Origin of the sequence: Siphonobacter sp. SORGH_AS_0500 (assembly GCF_031453245.1) — a bacterium.
Classification (GTDB): Bacteria; Bacteroidota; Bacteroidia; order Cytophagales; family Spirosomataceae; genus Siphonobacter.
The window spans coordinates 4,548,039-4,566,720 of record NZ_JAVIYT010000001.1 but is presented as its reverse complement, the minus strand read 5'-3'; the positions used below and the strand labels follow the sequence as shown (position 1 = coordinate 4,566,720).

Sequence of the window (18,682 nt, the reverse complement as noted above, 5' to 3'; positions counted from 1 at the left end):
GACAAAGTTTTTTTGCTGGGTTTAAAGCACTTGTCATTCAATGCTCTTCAGTACCAGGTAAAGGCTCTTCATAACCTGGCTCTGATAAGTAAACATAATTTAGCTACAAAAAAGTCAATTTTATAATAAAAAGTCTAAATTATTTATTATAAAATAAGTAGAAATACATTTAAGTGCCGACTGTGTTTGGTTTGTAAATGATTAAATTTCAGTATTTTAGATAGGCTTAGCTTGACAGGATTTTAGTAAACTTTGTTTAATGGGACGCCTAATTTTCTCTATTATTCTATATAGTAAGATGATCGGGAGTCCTTTTCTTGTAGATGGATAAATCAGCTCATGCAGTAAAGAACTGGCTCATCCAGCAAGGAAACACCTTACTGGGATGAGCCACTAGCCTGTTTTAAATACTCAGACGGCGTTATTTGATAAAGGTCTTTAAAGCACTTGGTGAAATATGCCGGACTTTCAAAACCTACCCGATAAGCTGTTTGCGAACTGTTATAGCCCTCTTCCAGAAAAACAATGGCTCGTTTGAGTCGATAGTTGCGAATGACTTCGCTGATGGGCAGACCCGTGAGGGCTTTGATCTTGCGGTGCAGACTCACCCGGCTCATGCCAATAAGTTGAGCGAACTCTTCAACACCCAGTGAGGAATCATCCAGTCGCTCTTCCAGCAGGGTATAACAGCGGGTAAGGAAGGGATCTTCAACCGTCGAAGGCTGGGCGTTTGGTTCGGTAAGGGCCTGCAAGGCATACTGCTGAATCATTCGCTGCTGGTCGAGCAGATTTCGGACTTGCAACTGAAGCTCCTGGATATGAAAAGGCTTGGTAATATAGGCGTTAGCTCCGTAGTTGAGTCCTTCAATGCGGTTTTGATAACCTGATTTAGCCGTTAATAGAATGATAGGAATATGACTAGTCTGCTCGTCTTTTTTTAAGGCTTGGCATAACTCCAATCCCGTCATAATGGGCATCATGACATCACTAATGATTAAATCAGGGCCTAGGGCCAAGGCTTGTTTGAGTCCCTCCGAACCGTTGGCAGCCCAGCTTACCCGATAGGATTGTGAAAGGCTATCGGTAATAAATTCAGCTAGTTCGGCATTGTCTTCTACCACCAATAACAGCGGCATCTGGAAATCTTCTTCTTTCTCTATTTTGACGGTCGGAATGACTTCGGTAACAGCCTGTTGATAAGGCAACCAAATGACAAACGTAGTACCAATGTTTAACTTGCTTTCCACGTGAATATGACCTTGCTGAATATCCACGAGCTCTTTTACTAATGATAGACCAATGCCGGTTCCCTGCCGGTAATGGCTTTCATCGACCTGATAAAAGCGATCAAAAATGTGTGGTAAAGCTTCGGGGGCAATGCCAATGGCGGAATCCTGAACGCTGAGGTATACCCCGCCGGATAAAGATTTCCAGAACTCGGGAAGCTGGATTTCTGTAGGCGGCGTTTGGGAAATGACCAGCCGTACCTGATCGCCGGATTTAGAAAATTTCAGGGCATTGGAAAGCAGGTTATACGTGATACGTTCAAGCTTGTCAATATCAAACCAGTATTCCTGAGAGGGGCCATGTAGCTGGGTTTTGAACTGAATGCCCTTTCGTTCCGCTTCCATCTGAAACGAGGCCGTCAAATTCGTAATCACTTCGCTGAGGTGACCCCGCACTAAAGATAGTTGCATGAGTCCTGACTCAAGCTTGGCCAGGTCCATGAGCTGGTTAATGAGTCGTAGTAACTGGTGAGCGTTGCGTTCAATACTGTCGATCCAGCGTTGCTGGTGAGGTAACTCTACTTCCTGTCGAAGCCGTTCGGCGGGGGTCAGAATCAACGTGAGTGGCGTTCTGAATTCGTGGGTAATGTTAGAGAAAAAACGGGTTTTCAATTCATCGAGCAGGCGAAGCTGAGCGGCCTCTTTTTCCTTCAGAGAAATGGCTTGTTTATACCGATCCTGGTTAATGCGGTACTGAATAAAAGCCCATAATAATCCGCCGCCCAGCAGCAAGTATAGCCCGTAAGCCCACCAGGTGCGGTAAAAAGGGGGCTCGATGGTTAATGTTAACTGATAGATATGCGGACTCCATTGCCCGGTAGTGTTCGTAGCGTTAATCTGAAGGACATAATTGCCGGGCGGGAGTTTGGTGTAATGAGCTAGCGAAGCATGCCCCGTGTAGTTCCATTCTTCGTCATAACCCAACAGTTGGTAACGATACTTGAGTTTATGTGGCTGGTTATACTGCAAACCCGAGAAGTCGAAAGTCAACGAGTTTTGATCATAGGGTAGCGTTAACGCCTTTAAACCCGAAACCGCCTGAGCGAAGGGGGTTTGAGCAATGGGGATGTTGTTAATGTTAATACTGGTAAGGGCCGACCGAGGTTGGTACCAATCCACGAAAGACCGGGTAGGCATAAAAAGAGTCCAGCCTTCAATACCGCCAAAGGCAAGCCTGCCGTCGGGTAATCTAAGAAAATGAAAGCGGTTGAATTCTTCGCCGGGAAGTCCGTCGGAAGCCTGAAAAATGCGAATTTGATGCGTTTTAGGATGGAACTGGCAGAGTCCTTTGTTCGTCGCCAGCCACAGATTACCCGCCTGATCGGGTAAAATGGAGTAAATAGTGTTGTCGGGTAAGCCCTGAGCAACCGTATAGATTTTGCTGGTTTTAGTACTTTTCTGAAAGCAAATGAGTCCATCATAACTGCCGATCCAGAGCAAATCTGGATCAGAAGGGTCTTTTACAATCCCGATGAGCTGGTTCGTAGGAATGACCTGGGGATTTTTCTCGCGGGTGATGAATTCAATCCGATGACTTTTACGGTCAATAGCGATTAACCCGTCAAAGGCAGTGGTGAGCCAGATGGTTTGTGCATCGACGTATAAATCCACTGGAGTAATCGGACGGTGATCCTTTTTGGCAAAGGATAAATCTTGAAGAACCGAGGCTGAAAGCTGAGTGGTCCATTGACGGGTAAGGGCGTCAAAAGAAGCCAGATAACCGTCATTACCCATAATCCATAGTTGCCCTTGCGGATCAAAACTTAAGCCCCGAATGCCTTCGTAAAGGAAATTAGTCGTTCTTAAGCCCGGCGGCGAAGGAAGCAAGACCATACGTCGCTGCTGCTCGTCCCAGTACCCTATATTTTTCCATAAAGCGATCCAGAGCCGTTTCTGGGCATCGTATTGCGAACGTAGGGTATAACTTGATAACTGAAACTCAGGTTCATTTTTCGGCCAGCCGAACGTTTGGGCGAGGGAAAGACCAAATTCTTTCCGAAACAGATCTTCGTGAAAGGAATCTTTGTTTTCAAAAACATGAAAATAAGGAGCGTCAAGGTCAATTTGATGAATGCCCGCAGCGTTGGTGCCCAGCCAGATTAGACCTGACCGATCCACTAAAAAGGAGCAGGCTTCCCGCAGGTCTTCCAGAGCTGACTCACCCACATGCCGAATGCCCCGTCGGTCGGAATATTCATAGACACTGCCCTGGATTTCCCAGTATTGATGGCCATTAGGGCCCGTTCTAATCCATCGAATGGATTGATTCTGATCTTTCAGGAAAGGGACCTGCCGAAAGGTATTCCGCTCGGGGTTCAGGAAAATGAGCTTTCGGGCATCGCTGAACATGAGCTCGCCGTTGCGGCGTTCGATCATGGAAATCATGTCGGTAAGTATGGCAGGACTCGTGCCAAAATCCAGTGGAAAAGGCAGCGAAACTGGCGTGTATCGACCCGTGGTGGGATTAATAAAGCCGAGACCCTTCATGCTAATCACCCAGACGCGATGGCGACTGTCTTCCATAATTCCCCGAATACTATCAGAGGGTAAGTGATGCGAGTGCCTGGTAAAATGGGTGACTTTCTGGTGTTGCCGGTCGTAGTAATACAGCCCATTTTGTAGTTCAATGCCCCATACGTTACTGTTATGATCCACTAAGAGGCCCTGACTGATGAAGTAATGAGGGTTTTTACGAAAGAGGGGTTCCTGGGAAACGTGGGTAACTTGCTCAGTTTCGGGATCGAATACATCCAAAGCCGTACTTTCGTACTGAATCCAGATCTTGTTGTGAACATCGGGAATCAGATACGAAAGAACGTTCGAGTGCAGGCTCGTCGAATCATTTTTATCATGCTGGAAAACCTTGAAATGTGTACCATCGTAACGAGCCAGCCCGTTGCGGGTGGCGGCCCAGACAAAACCCGTACGATCCTGTACCAGACCAGATACGAAAGCCTGGGGTAATCCATCGCGGGGGGTAATGACGCGTTTGGGGCGGTTGATTTTCGAAAGTTCCTGAGCCGATCCCAGGTAAGGAATGAAAATCAATAAAATTAACCTCAGCCACTGGCGGAAGCTCTGGGTTAAGAAACTCATAAACTAATTAAAAGTATGGGCAAAAAGAGGGCAGTAAAAATACTTTACCTAACAATATTAAAAAATGAACGGCAAGAATAGCAGTAGTAGGTACGAGTATTTAACCATAAATGGTAAGAAAATATGATATGGTAAGAAGTTGTATAAGTGTTAAAATATGAAAAATAACAAATGTTTATAAGACATGACTTAAGATTGAAAACACTTGACGAAGGCTAGGGTTAAGTAGTCCAAAGCATGAGGCCAATATTGCCTGGAAAAACGAAGAAAGAAAATACCACACTGCTCGTGGAAACAGGTTCGTTAGTAGTACCTTGTTACTAAACATTAAATCTGAAGTGGGTTACAGCCAGAAGCTCATTTCCTACAAATAGCCATGAAAGACCATACCATATTAACCCAGCCTCCAGAGACCCTTACGGGGCTGAGTGTGAGCAAACCCTCTAAAATAGCTGCGGGTTTAAAAGCCGTGATTCAATCCATGGAATTTGCCTGGAGTGAGGGGGGAGTGGGCCGGGGTACGCAGGCTCTGTTGAATCTGAACCAGAAAGATGGCTTTGACTGCTCATCGTGTGCATGGCCCGATCCCGATGGGCATCGCTCAGTGGCTGAGTTCTGCGAAAACGGAGCCAAAGCCACCGCCTCTGATGCGGATACAAGGCGGGCTGATCCCGAGTTTTTTAGTAAACACAGTCTGGCCGAGTTATCCCGCATGACCGATCGGGATCTCAATAATGCGGGCCGATTAACGCATCCACTGATTCGCCGGCCCGGAGCCACGCATTATGCTCCCATTACCTGGCTGGAGGCTTTTGAGTTAATAGGACGGGAACTGAACGCTCTGGCTTCGCCGGATGAAGCTTTGTTTTATACTTCGGGGAAAGTACCCAACGAGCCCGCTTTTTTATACCAGCTTTTTGTTCGGCAGTTCGGCACTAATAATTTACCCGATTGTTCGAACATGTGTCACGAAAGTAGTGGAACCGCTCTGGCTCCAACGCTGGGCTTAGGCAAAGGGTCGACAACACTGCACGACATTCACGAAGCGGAAGTCATCCTCATCATGGGTCAAAATCCGGGCACGAATCATCCACGGATGCTGACGGCTCTTCAGATTGCCAAGAAAAAGGGAGCCAAGATTATTGCTATTAATCCTTTGCATGAAACGGGTCTAGATCACTTCAAAAATCCACAGGATTTCATGAATCCCATTAAAGCTGTGGGTACACTGGTGGGAAAAGGAACGCCCATTGCGGATGTATTCCTTCAAGTGAAGATCAATGGCGATATGGCAGTATTGAAAGGCATCATCAAGCATTTATTCGCCCTGGAAGAAAAGCATCCGGGGAAAGTAATAGATCAACGTTTTATCGAGGAATTCACGGCTGGTTACGAAGCCTTTCGCATTAATTCCCGCCAGGATTCCTGGGATGAGATTGAAGCCAGCAGTGGGCTCAGCCGTAAGGAAATAGAAGCCGCTGCCGAATTACTGGCTTTTAAAGATAAAATAGTAACCTGTTGGGCTATGGGTATTACCCAGCACAAAAACGGGGTAGATACGATTAAAGAAATCGTAAATATGCACCTACTTAAAGGTGCCATCGGCAAAATTGGAGCAGGCACCTGCCCCGTGCGGGGTCACTCCAACGTGCAGGGAGATCGCACGATGGGAATCTGGGAAAAACCCGAAGAGAAATTTCTCGATGCTTTGAAAAAGGAATACCGTTTTGAGCCACCCCGCAAGCACGGTTTGGATACCATTGATGGAGTCAAAGCCATGCACGAAGGCAAACTTAAGGTATTTATAAGTATGGGGGGGAACTTGCTTTCGGCTTCTTCGGATACTGAATTTGTGGCCGAGGGGATTCGTCAGTTGAAATTAAGTGTGTACGTCAGTACCAAACTGAATCGCGGGCATCTGACGACGGGAGAAACCGCCCTGATTCTACCTTGTTACGCTCACCTGGATAAAGACATGCAACGTTCGGGCCAGCAGTTTACTTCCTGTGAAAACTCCATGGGTGTGGTTAGTCAAAGCAAAGGGGTGCTTGATCCACTAGAAGGCGAGATGCTCAGCGAAGTAGCCATCATTTCAGGCATGGCTCTAGCTACGCTGGGTGAAAAATCGACGGTAGATTGGGTAGGGTACACCGAGAATTATGATACCATTCGTGATTCGATTGCCCGGATTGTGCCGGGTTTTGAAAACTTCAATGAAAAAATTCGCAAGCCCGGTGGTTTTTACCTTCCCAATGGCCCTCGTCATCGGCAATTTAATACTTCAAACGGACGGGCTAATTTTTCAGTAACTCAGATCGAAGCTCATGAACTGGAAAAAGATCAATTGGTGTTAATGACCATTCGGAGTCACGATCAGTTTAACACTACAATTTACGATTATAATGATCGCTACCGGGGCGTGTTTGGCGAGCGGCGGGTGATTTTTATGAATGCCGAAGACATGGCTGAACGGAACATCAAACATGAGCAGTTGGTAAACATTACCAGTCATTTTAACGGGCAGCAGCGTCGGATTGAGCGATTCATTGCATTGTCCTATGACATTCCGAAAGGAAATACCGCCGCGTATTACCCCGAAGCAAATCCGCTTGTACCGATTGATAGCGTGGCTAAAGAAAGTAATACGCCTACGTCTAAATTTGTAGTGGTAAGCATCGAAGCTGCCTGATGAAGTCCTATCACTAAAATCACCCGTATTTCGAGCGTATGAAAATAGTTATTATCCTGTTTTTACTCATCAGCAGTCCTGCTGTTTTCGGACAAAAAGGGCATTTACAGGAAAGTCTACCCCTTAAAAGTAGCATTTTAGGCAAAGTGGTCAATTACAGCATTCTTTTGCCTGAGGGTTATGAAACCACCAATCGTCGCTACCCCGTGCTGTATTTATTGCACGGATTTGGCGATGACGAAACTGGCTGGACTCAGATGGGAGAGGTAGAAAGAATAGTGGAGGAAACCAAAGCCGTTCCCATGATTATTGTGATGCCCAATGCGGAGAAAACCTGGTACATGAACAGTGCCGACGGCAAAATTCGCTACGAGGATTTCTTTATAAAAGAACTCATTCCCTACATCGATTCAACCTACCGTAGTCGATCGCAGAAAAACTACCGGGCCATTGCGGGGCTTTCCATGGGTGGTTACGGAACGCTATTACTGGCCACCAAACATCCTGAATATTTTGCCGCTGCCGCTCCGCTGAGTGCGGCTGTGTTTACCGATGAAGAAATCGTAACCATGAAACCGGAAGATTACCAGCGAAGATTTGGAAAAGTGATGCCGACCGAGCTAAAGGGTAAAAACCGACTGAGCGATCACTGGCAACAGTTCTCAATTTTTAATCTGGTGCAGAAACAGCCCGTCGAGTCACTGAAATCGGTTCGTTATTACATCGATTGCGGTGATGACGACCATCTCATACGGGCCAACATGGCCCTGCACACTACGCTGCTGGATAAGGCTATTCCACACGAATTTCGGGTTCACGATGGCGGCCATACCTGGACCTACTGGCGGGAAGCCCTGCCAAAAGTCCTCGGATTTGTCTCGCAAAGCTTTCATTAACGAGCCAGAAAAACAGGCGTAGTAAAGAGTCCACGGGTATCATTACTAGTGGACTCTTTACTTGATTAGAGTTTAAACTGAACGCCGCCCGTGAGGCCCAGGTATAGGCCGTAGGTTTGTCGGGAGGTTACTTTTTCCCAGAGCTGCAAGCCATGTAAATCCGGGCCGTTTTCATTTTTGAAATGCACCTGATTGAGGGAAGGGCCGGCGAAAATTTCCCAGCGATCCTGAAGTTTGAACGTGGGTAATAGCCGTAGTGCATAGCGATAGTACTCGCGGTTTTTGAAATCAGTTAAGGTTAAGCTCGCCACTTCCAGATTAAGTCGAAAGGCAGGCGTATCCATCAAATGAGCTCCCAGACCTCCTTCGAAGGCGAGTAACGAAGGAGTCTGTAAATGATAGCCCAGCCCTAAAATGCCATACAAAACGCGTCCGCCGGAGCGGAAGGTGAGTAAGGTGTTCAGAATTTCGTCGGTGCTGAGGCTAAAGGATTTTTCTCCACTCTTAACAAAATTGAGCAGGGCAATGGGATAATCACTCGTATCGGCAATATTGATAAGTCCGGCCAGTTGAATGCTCCGAACTTTTTTCGCTACATTAACCAGACCCCCAATTTGATTATTGGCCTGATTGCTCCGGTTGAAAACCCCACTGATCTGAGTTACCTGCGAGCTTCCCCGGCTGGTATTACCCAGTCCCGCTAGTTGCAGGCCATCCGTTTTTCCGGCTACGTTTACAACGCCCGCCAGTTGAACCCCCGTAAACTCCTGACTCACTACGTTAGTAACACCCGCCAGTTGCAGAGCTTTGGCCGAATGAGCCGTATTAACTACGCCCGTTAGTTGCGTTCCCTGAACGTGACCTCCCGTTTGATTATAAACGCCAGAGAGTTGTAAGCCTCGAGCATTTCCGCGAATATTCAAACCAACGCCCGCCAGAGCTACGCCTGTTTCCGCTCCCGAAACGCCAATCAGGCCGTGCAGGGAAAAAGGATTGCTGTATTCGGCGGCAAGGAGGCCATTACTACTTAAAGGGTAAATCAGACCGATGTGGGCCACGCTGGTTTTGCTGGGCTGATGTTGAGCAGAAAGGAGCAAACTATGAAAAGGGAGACTATAAAGTAAGGCACGAAAAATGAATGCAATCTTCATTGGTTTGGCTAAAAAGATAGATGAAGGACAAGCCTTTTTCTTTTGAAGTCATGCATGAACCTTCAAGTCAAAAAGCGATCCTATGACAGCCTGAGCCAAAATACCCCTACGAGAAGAATAAAATTTTTTAATTAAGACAAGAAAAAAGGGAAGAAGAGAAAAGGGATTCCGCTCTGGTTGGTGTCCTTGCCAAACACTAGGCTTTTAGTAAGGCTGGTGAAGACCTCCGCCAGGGTAGGAGGAAAATTGTTTTTCTGATTATCAGTAGATTACAAAATACTCATCCCGACATTTAAGCCACACAATGTTTTTTTATTACTAAAAAGAAAATTCCCCAATTTGACCTGATTTAGCTTTAAATATTATCTTATCATCTTTGTTTATCAATTCTATCTCCCCCCTAACCCTGGCCTTTGACCTTGATATTAAACACCAGTTTGATTTATTTTCTCTAAAAACATAAATATTCTGACATGGTATTCCTGAACATCCTACAGAAATAACAACAAAATATTGGTCATTCTTTATATTCAGGATTTTAGAATTAACAATTACCATACTTGATTCATTACTAGGCCATATCATTCTCCACTCATCCTCATTTTTATTTTTATCAGAAATAACAAAAGGAATTTGGTGTTCACACCATTCTAATAGCTTTTCTTTTTCATTAAAAGACAACTTGCAGGTGGAAGAATCATAATAAACCCAATGCAATTCCGTTGTATACAATTTTTGAGAATATAAATAATTGCAACTAATCGACAGTGCATAAAAAAAAATAATAGGCAGGATTCTTAACGCTTTATCCATAATAAAATACCTCCACTTTTATAGTTATTGTGATTTGCATTTGCTGGATTATAAATAAAATGCCCTGAGCCATCTATATTATTGATAGGAGTAATGCCTGGTTTATGCGACTACATCCCTCCTTTATACTACCTATCTTAACCTGAATTCGGGACAAAAATTTAGCTGGTATGCTATAAAACAGGAGACCTATTAGGTATCTAACATTTTAATAGTTAGCCACTATAACGCCATATTTTCAAAGGGTAAAGTTATTGAAATATTTTGTACCGTAGATGATTTTTTGAAGGAGTTCGAGCTACGCATCAAAGAATTAAAGCAAGTTCAGGTTAGTGGAGAAAAGCGGTATATAGGCAGAGCATTATTAATGTCTAACTCTGAAAATCTAACCATTTTAATCTGTTTTCATTTAGGCTCGTACAAAACTTTTAAACATTACTATCAGCAGATCGTACAAGATCATTAGGTGGATTTATTTCCCAAAAATCTGTCTTACATCCACCGTGGCTGGTGTCCTCACCAACCACTAGGCTTGGGCTGGTGAAGACCCCAGTCAGGGTAGGAGTAACCGAGACCACCTCTTACCCAGACGCGATAAAGTCGCGTCTCTACCTTTTCAAAACCAAAATTTGGGGTCAAACTACGTTTTACTACATTACAGATTCCCACGCAGTTGCTCAACTCTGGCCAAGCAACTGCGTGTTTTCGCTTTTAGTAACAGTCTCTTAAATATGAAAAGGGGGATTACCAGCTAAATTCTATCGCAAACTGTCCCCCCAACCAGACGCGGCCCATACCCACTTTGGCACTGGGTAAATGCTGGGCGGGGTCGGCTAAATAAGGAGCAGCAAAAACGGTTTGCCCGGAATGATACAGCGAAGCGGTCGGGCCGGTAACAAAGGCGAGATGTTTGGATTTTCTCCAGCGAAGTATGGGCTGGAGTCGGTACAAATTACCGAGTTGTGACCAACTGCCCTGATACGTACTTTGAGAACTGAATTCAACGGCAAAGTCAAAATGGTCGGATAGCGTAAATTCAGAGCCAATGCCCAGCCCAAAAGTAAATAGTTTTCGCTGATAAGCAGGAGAATAACCGGCAATTAATACGGTATAAAAATGAGGGGTGCCACTCTTGAATTCCAACTGAAGAGGCACGAGTTCATTGGCTGAAAGTGAGAAGGTTTTCTTCCCATTCTTAGTTAAATTGACTAATCCAATGCTGGCTCCCGAAGAGCTATCGGCCTGGTTAATAATTCCGATTTGAAAGCCTTTGAGGTGACGGGCATAGTTATAAAGTCCGGCAATCTGAATGCGGGCATTTTCGCCGGAATGGCTATTGAAAAGTCCGGCGATTTGGAGTACGCTCGAACCCCTTTTAATATGATTGCTAAGGCCGGCTATTTGAAGCGAATGTTCTGCCTGGCGGGTCACATTCATAACTCCTCCCAGTTGCAGGGCTCCCAAATTACGCTGCGAAAAATTATGGACGCCTGACAACTGCAAACCCTTCAACGTATCCATAATGTTGTTGTGAAGACCCGCAATCTGTACGCCCCGAACGCTGCCGCCCACCAGATTAAACAATCCCGCTACTTGCAGGGAACGAACGTTGTTTTTAGTAATGTTGAAGACGCCCGCCACTTCAACGCCATTAACGCCCGCATTATAACCACCGAGCAGGTTTATGGAAACGGTATTAACGATCTGCGTACTTAGTCGGCCTCGGCTGCTTAATCCCGGTGTTAAGGCCACCTGATAGGGGAGATTGACAAAAAACTGACTTAGGTTTTGGCTCTGACTTCGCAGCCGCCGTGAAAGTAATCGCCGACCTAACCAGCTATTTTCCCCGCCTGAATGCTGATTAACGGTAACTTCCTGTAGATAAACTGATTTGGGTTTAATGCGAATGGTTGCGTTCTCATCCGGTGGAATAACGAGGGTGGTATCATGATAACCCAGCCGGCTAACAGTAAAAAGGGGGGTAGTTTTCTGAGCTTTTAAACGCAGGCGAAAATGGCCCTGATCATTACTTGAAGTAGCAAGTAGGCGGGTTTTGTCGTAAATACTGGCCAGCTCTACTTTTTCTCCCGTTTCTTGATCGAGAATAGTGCCACTGACATTGTAAAACTTTTCGGTGATATTCAACTGGATAATCAGGTAATTACCCGTTTGCTTATACAAAAACCGATCGCCCAGAAGCTGATGCAACACGTAATTAACCGTTTGCCGATGGACCCGGATACTCACCAAACTATCCTGATTGAATAAGTGGCTGTTATACGAAAATGAAAACCCGCCCTGCTGGCCCACGCGTTGCAATACCTGAGCTAGGCGTTGTTGCTGGACGGAAATACTAACGGTTTTAGAAAGTAGATCCTGACCCAGACACCTCTGACTGACAAGCGTAAGCAAGTATAAAAAAAAGGCGAAGCAGATATGTTTCATATGGCGGGTGATCGGTTTCTTGAAAAAGCTGGGTAGGGCTAGTCTCAACGATTAATTCATGAATTCCCAAGCACTTTGATACGCCTGATGCTGCTCGGCGTAGGCAATGAAATTGGCATAAAAGGGAAACTGAGAAAGCGTAGCACTGTCTCCTACAATAACCAGCTTTTTACGAGCCCGAGTCATGGCTACGTTCATGCGGCGAATATCAGACAGGAACCCAATTTGCCCTTCCGGGTTGCTGCGGGTCATACTGATGTAGACGATATCGCGTTCCTGTCCCTGAAAACTATCAATGGTATTTACCGAAATACGGTGTTGATATGGTTGCAATTCGGGCGAGTGTTCTACCTGTTCCTGAAGTAAATGAATCTGTTGCTTGTAAGGCGAAATAACGGCAATGCTGGGAAAATGCTCAGGACTATAGCGGTGCCGCAGGTCTTCCACCAGCAGACTCAGGTGCTTGATGGTAAATGCTGCCTCTTCGGGATTGGTGGAAGAAGTACCTTCGAGTTTTTCCTCAAATCCGCAGCCCGCCGTGTCAATAAAAGCCAGCGGAGCATCTTCAGCAAACAGACGGTGACTAGCTACTGAAGGGTGAGCTTTGAGCTTGCCTTCATAAAACACCTGAGACGAATAACCCATGATAAGCTCGTTCATGCGGTACTGCTGTTGCAATAGTGTCACGGCCTCGGGATAAGCTTCTACGCATTTTTCCAGTAATGTTTTACTAAGTCCTTTGGCGGCAGCTTCACTGGATTTGATTGTAGGCGAAAGCTGGAAATGGTCTCCGGCCAGAATTACTTTTTTAGCTTTTAAAATCGGAATCCAGCAGGCGGGCTCTAAGGCCTGCCCGGCTTCGTCGATAATAACGGTCTGAAAGGTTAAATTACGCACCGTGTAATGATTTGAGCCAACCAGCGTGGCCGTAATGACCTGAGCTTTATTAACCAGATCGTCAATGGTATACTCTTCCAATGCTGCTACTTCCTTCATAATCCGGTGGGCTTCATCGAAGAGGGCTTTTCGCTGCTGCCGTTCCGCTGGACCAAAGTTTCGCTTGTACTTATGAGCCATGTTTTTAAATTCATGAGCTCGTTTTTTTAACTCCTTTACCTCTTTGGTTCGGGTATGATCAGCCATTTTATGATCGAGCGTCAGGGCCATTAACCGCGAAGACACCCGGGCCGGATTCCCAACTCGCAGTACATTTAGTCCCTGATCCGAAAGCTTTTCGCTGAGTAAGTCAACAGCTGTATTACTGGGGGCTACCACCAATACTTTTTCATTGTGATGTTTGACCAGGGTTTTAATGGCCTGCACCAGCGTAGTCGTCTTCCCCGTACCCGGAGGGCCATGAACAATGGCCAGGTCATTAGCCTGTTGAATTTTAACGACGGCTTCGGCCTGCGAAGCATTCAAATCCGGCTGAGGAACGGTAAAAATATCGGTATGGAACGTAGGAGTATGCTCCCCCGTCAGGATGCGAATGAGTCGCCCCTCGGGCTGCGTTATTTTCTGAGCCGCCGTGTTTAAAGCTGCCTGCATTTCATCGTAGGCATTATCGTCAAAAAGCACATCCACGCCTAGTTTGCCATCCCGCGACCATTCGGGCAGCTCATCCGTTCTCAGCGTCAGGCGAAGTCGATTCCCGCTTTGATGGGCAATTACACCCTCTACTCGATCCTGCTTGGGATCATGATTGGAAAATAATACGGCGGGCATGCCAAACCGAAGCTGGTGGGGTAAGTCCTGATGCGTCGTACGTTCAATCTCTACCGTCAGGTAATCTCCACGACTCATTTCCGTGCCCCGAATGGCGATGGGATACCAGCTTAATCCGTTAGCTCTGCGGTCCGCCACCGAAGACGTTTCCGTTAAACGCAAGTACGACTGCCGATCTTCCTCCCGCTCAATTTTGAGCAGTTCTGTGAGTTTTTTAAAGTAATCCATGCCCAAAGGTAAGGCTCTTTTTACTTGCCTGCATGGCTTTCAAATCAGCAATTTCGATTAATTGATGGAACCTTTCCAGCCTTTGCGTAGGTAGGCCACTGGATAGATTTGTTTGGGTCAGAAGATAAATTTATTCATTTTTGTAGGCAGGTCGAGTTGGCATCAGGAAGATAAATGATCTTTTGGTCAAAGATCTGCTGATCAAAAAGAGAGATAAAATTGAGTATTTACTTTTCATCTGTCTCAAAACTAAGCCTATTACTTCCCCACTTTTAGCTTAGAATTGAAATAAGATCGCGTTACAACAAAATGGATTCTAAAAAAAGATTCTTGCTAATAGCTCCCTGGGATTATCAATTATATGAAGTAATTGAAAAAAATCTGATTCATTTAGGCTATGAAGTAATCGTATTGCATAACAATATTTATCCTTTTGTTTATAAAGACAAACGCGAGCGGACGACGAACTTCTTACGGAGAACCTTCCTTAATGACAAAGGCTATAAGCATAGGTTAATACAAACGTATTCGGATTACAAGCGATTATCGGTCGTTCAGAGTTACGATCATTTTGACATTACGCTGGTGATTCGGGCTGATTTTTTCGATACGGCATTATTACTGGAAGCCAAGAAAAAAAGTGATAAGTTCATCTCTTTTCATTACGATGGTATCTCCCGGAACCTGATGATTCTGCCCCGGATTCACATTTTTGACCACTTCTATGTCTTTGATCGTCAGGATGTAATCACTTATAAAAAATACGGCGTTGAGTACGCTCCTAATTTTTATTTTGATTATCCCGAAGAAGCCACGGACTTATTCCAAGGAGAAGTTCAGAATAAGATTTATTACATCAGTTCATACCATCCTTCCCGGCTGGATATTATTCAGTCTTTTTACAAGTTCATCAGTAGTAAAATTAGCCCAGTCCAGTTTGATTTTGTCTATAATCACTACGATGAACACCATATTCCAGATTTTGTAAAAGAAAATTTTACGTGTCATCACCGGGTACTTCCTTATGAGTATCAACTACGGATGATTAAAAACAGTGAAATTATTCTGGACTTCTGTATTGATGAACATTCGGGGTTTTCTTTCCGCATTTTTGATGGAATTAAACTAGAAAAGAAAGTCATTACCACCAATCCTTATGTGGTGAATGAAGACTTTTATCATCCCAATAATTTCTTTGTTTTAACGGAAGAGAATAAAGAAGAGTTGGATGCGTTTCTTAAGTTGCCTTTCGTTAAACTTGATGAGGCCATTCGCAGTAAATACTACCTGGGGAACTGGATCAAAACGGTAACTGATTATCCAACGCCTGCTTCCAAAGCCCTGGCTGAGCCATTAATTAGCGTGATTATTCCCTGTTATAATAATGAACGGGTGATTATCGAGGCCATCCAGTCGGTAGAAAATCAGACGTATTCCAACGTTGAAATTATCGTTGTTGACGATGGATCAACGGATAATTCTGTGGCCGTTATCGAGGAATATCGTCAAGGCAAAAACATCCAGTTGTATAGTAAACCCAACGGCGGCCCAGCTTCCACCCGTAACTACGGATTTGATCGTTCCAATGGTCAGTTTATTGTTTTTCTCGATGGGGATGATAAGCTGCATCCTGATTTTGTCAAGGAGCATTTTGAGATATTCAGAAAGCATATTCACGTGAGTCTGGTGTATTCGGATGCTGAATTTTTCGAAGGTAAAACCGGGCCCTGGAAGATTATTGATTACGACCGCGACGAGTTTTTAATTTCGAATGCCATTCCCATTTTTGCCATGGTGAGTGCGGCGGCTTTCGATCAGGCGGGTAAATTTGATGAAAATCTCAAAGGGCTGGAAGACTGGGAGTTATGGATCCGAATTTTAACCAAAAACAGCCACGTTCATAAAATTAAACAGCCGCTGTATTATTACCGCAAAAGGCTAGAGCAAAACTCTTTAACCGACGACGCGGACTTTCATGTGAACTCCGTGCAGTATTACCACTATATCTACAACAAACATATGCAGGCCTACCGGGCCAGACATCTGGATTTATTGCATTTACTGGAAAGTCATCGCAATAACAAAGCTGTATATCAGGATTTTGTTAAATATCGACGTAAGTATTATTCCGTCTGGTATCGCAAGTGGTTCTATTACTTTTTCAGACGAGATAAATACAACGAGATTTTTTCCAATTAACTAGTTAATTAATATGCCAATGACTGAGTGGTTAAAGTCTTTGTCTATCCTGCTGGGGATTTCTATAATCACCCTGAGTGCCTGTGATTCTGGTGCTTCCAAAGAGGGAGAACATCAGAATAAGACGGCCCACAATACCTTAAGTGAGGCGGAAATAAAAGACGGCTGGAAGCTTCTTTTCGATGGAAAAACCACCAAAGGTTGGCACGTCTATAATCACGGCGATACGACCTCGAAATGGTCGGTAGAAAACGGGGAGCTCTGGTGTAATCCGAAGTCCCAGGCGGGTGATTTCGGTGATTTGGTAAGTGACAGCACTTATCAGAATTTTGAGATGACCTACGACTGGAAAATTGCCAAAGGGGGTAATGGCGGCGTATTTATCAACGTGCAGGAAAGCCCGAAGAATCCTACGGCTTACATGACGGGGCTAGAAATGCAACTCCTCGATAATGAGAATGGAGAGGAGCGGCACAAGATCAACCCCACACACTGGGCGGGTTGTTTGTATGACATTAGCGGAAAAGCCGAAAACTCAAAACCTAAGCCCTTTGGCGAATGGAATCACTCCAGAATTGTACACCGCGATGGAAGAGTAATCTTCTTTCTGAACGGTCTGAAAACCGCTGATGCTACAATCACCGCTCCCGATTGGAAGACCAAAGTGCAGAAAAGTAATCTTAGGAACTTCCCCGATTTTGCGAAAGCCATCAGCGGGAAAATCGCTCTTCAGGACCATACGGATGCCGTCTGGTTTCGAAATATGAAGATTCGGGAGTTGTAACCTCCAGATTATGGTTAGTTATTAGGATAGGAAATGATTATTTATGCCTAACGATGGTTTATACACAATCGTTAGGAAATAATGGAATTGATTTGATGCATCGGATAAATTGTACAGTCGCTTCTTTTCTGTAATTCATTACCATTGTAAACTAAATTCAAGTCAGCGTCAGGAACTAGTTTGTGGAAGTAGTTTAGTCCCTTAAAAAATTCACTATTAATCGTTTTCCCTGCCTTAATTTCTATTGCTTTCAGTTGTAAACCTTGCTGAATCAGTAAGTCTACTTCATTTTGATTACTGTCTCTCCAGTAATAAAGTTGCGGACGCTTCCCTTGGTTAAGTAGTTCCTTCATGATCTCAAGAATAACAAAGTTTTCGTAGATGGCTCCGCGGGCAAAATGTAGTTGTAAGTCAGTTTCGGATCGTATACCTAATAGATGACTAAGTAAACCCGTATCATAGAAGTAAAGCTTGGGTGATTTGGTAATACGCTTATTGAAATTTTTGAAATAAGGTTGTAAGCGAAAAACAATGTAGGAAGCTTCCAGGACGGACATCCAGGATTCAACGGTCTGGCCAGAAACACCAAGTTCATTACCTAGGCTAGAAGCATTAAAAACCTGACCTGCTCGGCCTGCGAGTAGATACAGAAAGTTTTGAAACAAAGTTAAGTTCTGAATCTGAAGTAACTGACGTACGTCCCGTTCTACATAGGTCTGAATGTAAGTTGGGAAAAAATCTTCTGGAGCAATTCCTGTATTAATCAGACGTGGATAGCCACCCGAGTATATAAAATTTTCAACAGAGGGCTTCTTCGGTAATTCAAAATAGGAAAGGGGCAATAAGGTTAATAAGGCTACTCTACCTGCTAAGGATTGGGTGATTTTTTCCATAAGCAGAAAATTTTGAGAGCCAGTAAGAATGTATTGACCGGGTTGATTTCTTTCATCGGTATGTACTTGTAAATACGAAAATAACTCCGGTACATTCTGTACTTCATCTAGTATAACCCGATTGGAATAGCTATCAAGAAAACTTCTGGGGTCTGAAGAGGCAAATCTGCGGATATCGGGTAATTCTAGGTTTACATAGTTGTATTGAGAAGCAAACAGCTTGGAAAAGGTAGTTTTCCCGGACTGACGGGGGCCCGAAATGGATACTATAGGGTACTGTTGTAATAAAGATTGGGCCTTTAGAGATAGCGTTCTTTCAATCATTTATGTAAATTTACAATTTGATTGTAAATTTACATAAATATAGCAATCGTTTATAATCTACTATCGTACCAGAGAAACGAGTAATCGTTAACAGCCATTAGCATATAGCAGAATTCTTATTTGTAATCATTAGGCATAGGCTTTAGCAACTAA

Annotated in this window: 10 protein-coding genes; 4 read left to right on the top strand and 6 right to left on the bottom strand. The window is 44.4% G+C overall.

Annotation, left to right across the window (positions count from 1 at the left end; all coding sequences use genetic code 11):
- Positions 1 to 377: 377 nt before the first annotated feature.
- On the bottom strand, positions 378 to 4,382 hold the full coding sequence (locus tag QE357_RS19220) for an ATP-binding protein (protein WP_309710867.1): 4,005 nt from the start codon (positions 4,380 to 4,382) through the stop codon (positions 378 to 380).
- A gap of 376 nt (positions 4,383 to 4,758) precedes the next feature.
- Between QE357_RS19220 and QE357_RS19215 the strand changes: the two genes are divergently transcribed.
- Together QE357_RS19215 and QE357_RS19210 are read left to right on the top strand one after the other, a co-directional pair.
- Entirely contained in the window at positions 4,759 to 7,071 is a 2,313-nt protein-coding gene (locus QE357_RS19215; protein ID WP_309710864.1) for an FdhF/YdeP family oxidoreductase, read from the top strand.
- Between the two features lie 38 nt (positions 7,072 to 7,109).
- Positions 7,110 to 7,967, top strand: a complete 858-nt coding sequence (locus tag QE357_RS19210; RefSeq protein ID WP_309710861.1) for an alpha/beta hydrolase family protein — start codon at positions 7,110 to 7,112, stop codon at positions 7,965 to 7,967.
- A 65-nt stretch (positions 7,968 to 8,032) separates the two neighbouring features.
- On the opposite strand, the gene QE357_RS19205 is transcribed toward QE357_RS19210, so the two are convergent.
- The 4 genes from QE357_RS19205 to QE357_RS19190 form a co-directional block, all read right to left on the bottom strand.
- Positions 8,033 to 9,118, bottom strand: a complete 1,086-nt coding sequence (locus QE357_RS19205; RefSeq protein WP_309710858.1) for a hypothetical protein — start codon at positions 9,116 to 9,118, stop codon at positions 8,033 to 8,035.
- A 318-nt stretch (positions 9,119 to 9,436) separates the two neighbouring features.
- Positions 9,437 to 9,931 carry a hypothetical protein gene (locus QE357_RS19200; protein ID WP_309710855.1) on the bottom strand — a complete coding sequence of 165 codons (495 nt, stop codon included), beginning with the start codon at positions 9,929 to 9,931 and terminating at the stop codon, positions 9,437 to 9,439.
- 744 nt (positions 9,932 to 10,675) lie between these two features.
- On the bottom strand, positions 10,676 to 12,376 hold the full coding sequence (locus QE357_RS19195) for a carboxypeptidase-like regulatory domain-containing protein (RefSeq protein WP_309710852.1): 1,701 nt from the start codon (positions 12,374 to 12,376) through the stop codon (positions 10,676 to 10,678).
- 51 nt (positions 12,377 to 12,427) lie between these two features.
- Positions 12,428 to 14,329, bottom strand: coding sequence for an AAA domain-containing protein (locus tag QE357_RS19190; RefSeq protein ID WP_106636895.1), 1,902 nt, complete (start codon positions 14,327 to 14,329; stop codon positions 12,428 to 12,430).
- Between the two features lie 309 nt (positions 14,330 to 14,638).
- Here QE357_RS19190 and QE357_RS19185 point away from each other — a divergent pair, with 309 nt between their 5' ends.
- Together QE357_RS19185 and QE357_RS19180 are read left to right on the top strand one after the other, a co-directional pair.
- Positions 14,639 to 16,528: a glycosyltransferase gene (locus QE357_RS19185; protein ID WP_309710846.1), complete on the top strand. Its 1,890-nt coding sequence runs from the start codon at positions 14,639 to 14,641 to the stop codon at positions 16,526 to 16,528.
- 19 nt (positions 16,529 to 16,547) lie between these two features.
- The gene (locus QE357_RS19180; protein ID WP_309710843.1) at positions 16,548 to 17,312 is read left to right on the top strand and encodes a DUF1080 domain-containing protein; all 765 of its coding nucleotides are present in this window, start codon (positions 16,548 to 16,550) and stop codon (positions 17,310 to 17,312) included.
- A gap of 71 nt (positions 17,313 to 17,383) precedes the next feature.
- Here QE357_RS19180 and QE357_RS19175 read toward each other — a convergent pair whose 3' ends face one another.
- Positions 17,384 to 18,529: an ATP-binding protein gene (locus tag QE357_RS19175; RefSeq protein ID WP_309710841.1), complete on the bottom strand. Its 1,146-nt coding sequence runs from the start codon at positions 18,527 to 18,529 to the stop codon at positions 17,384 to 17,386.
- Between the last annotated feature and the right edge of the window lie 153 nt (positions 18,530 to 18,682).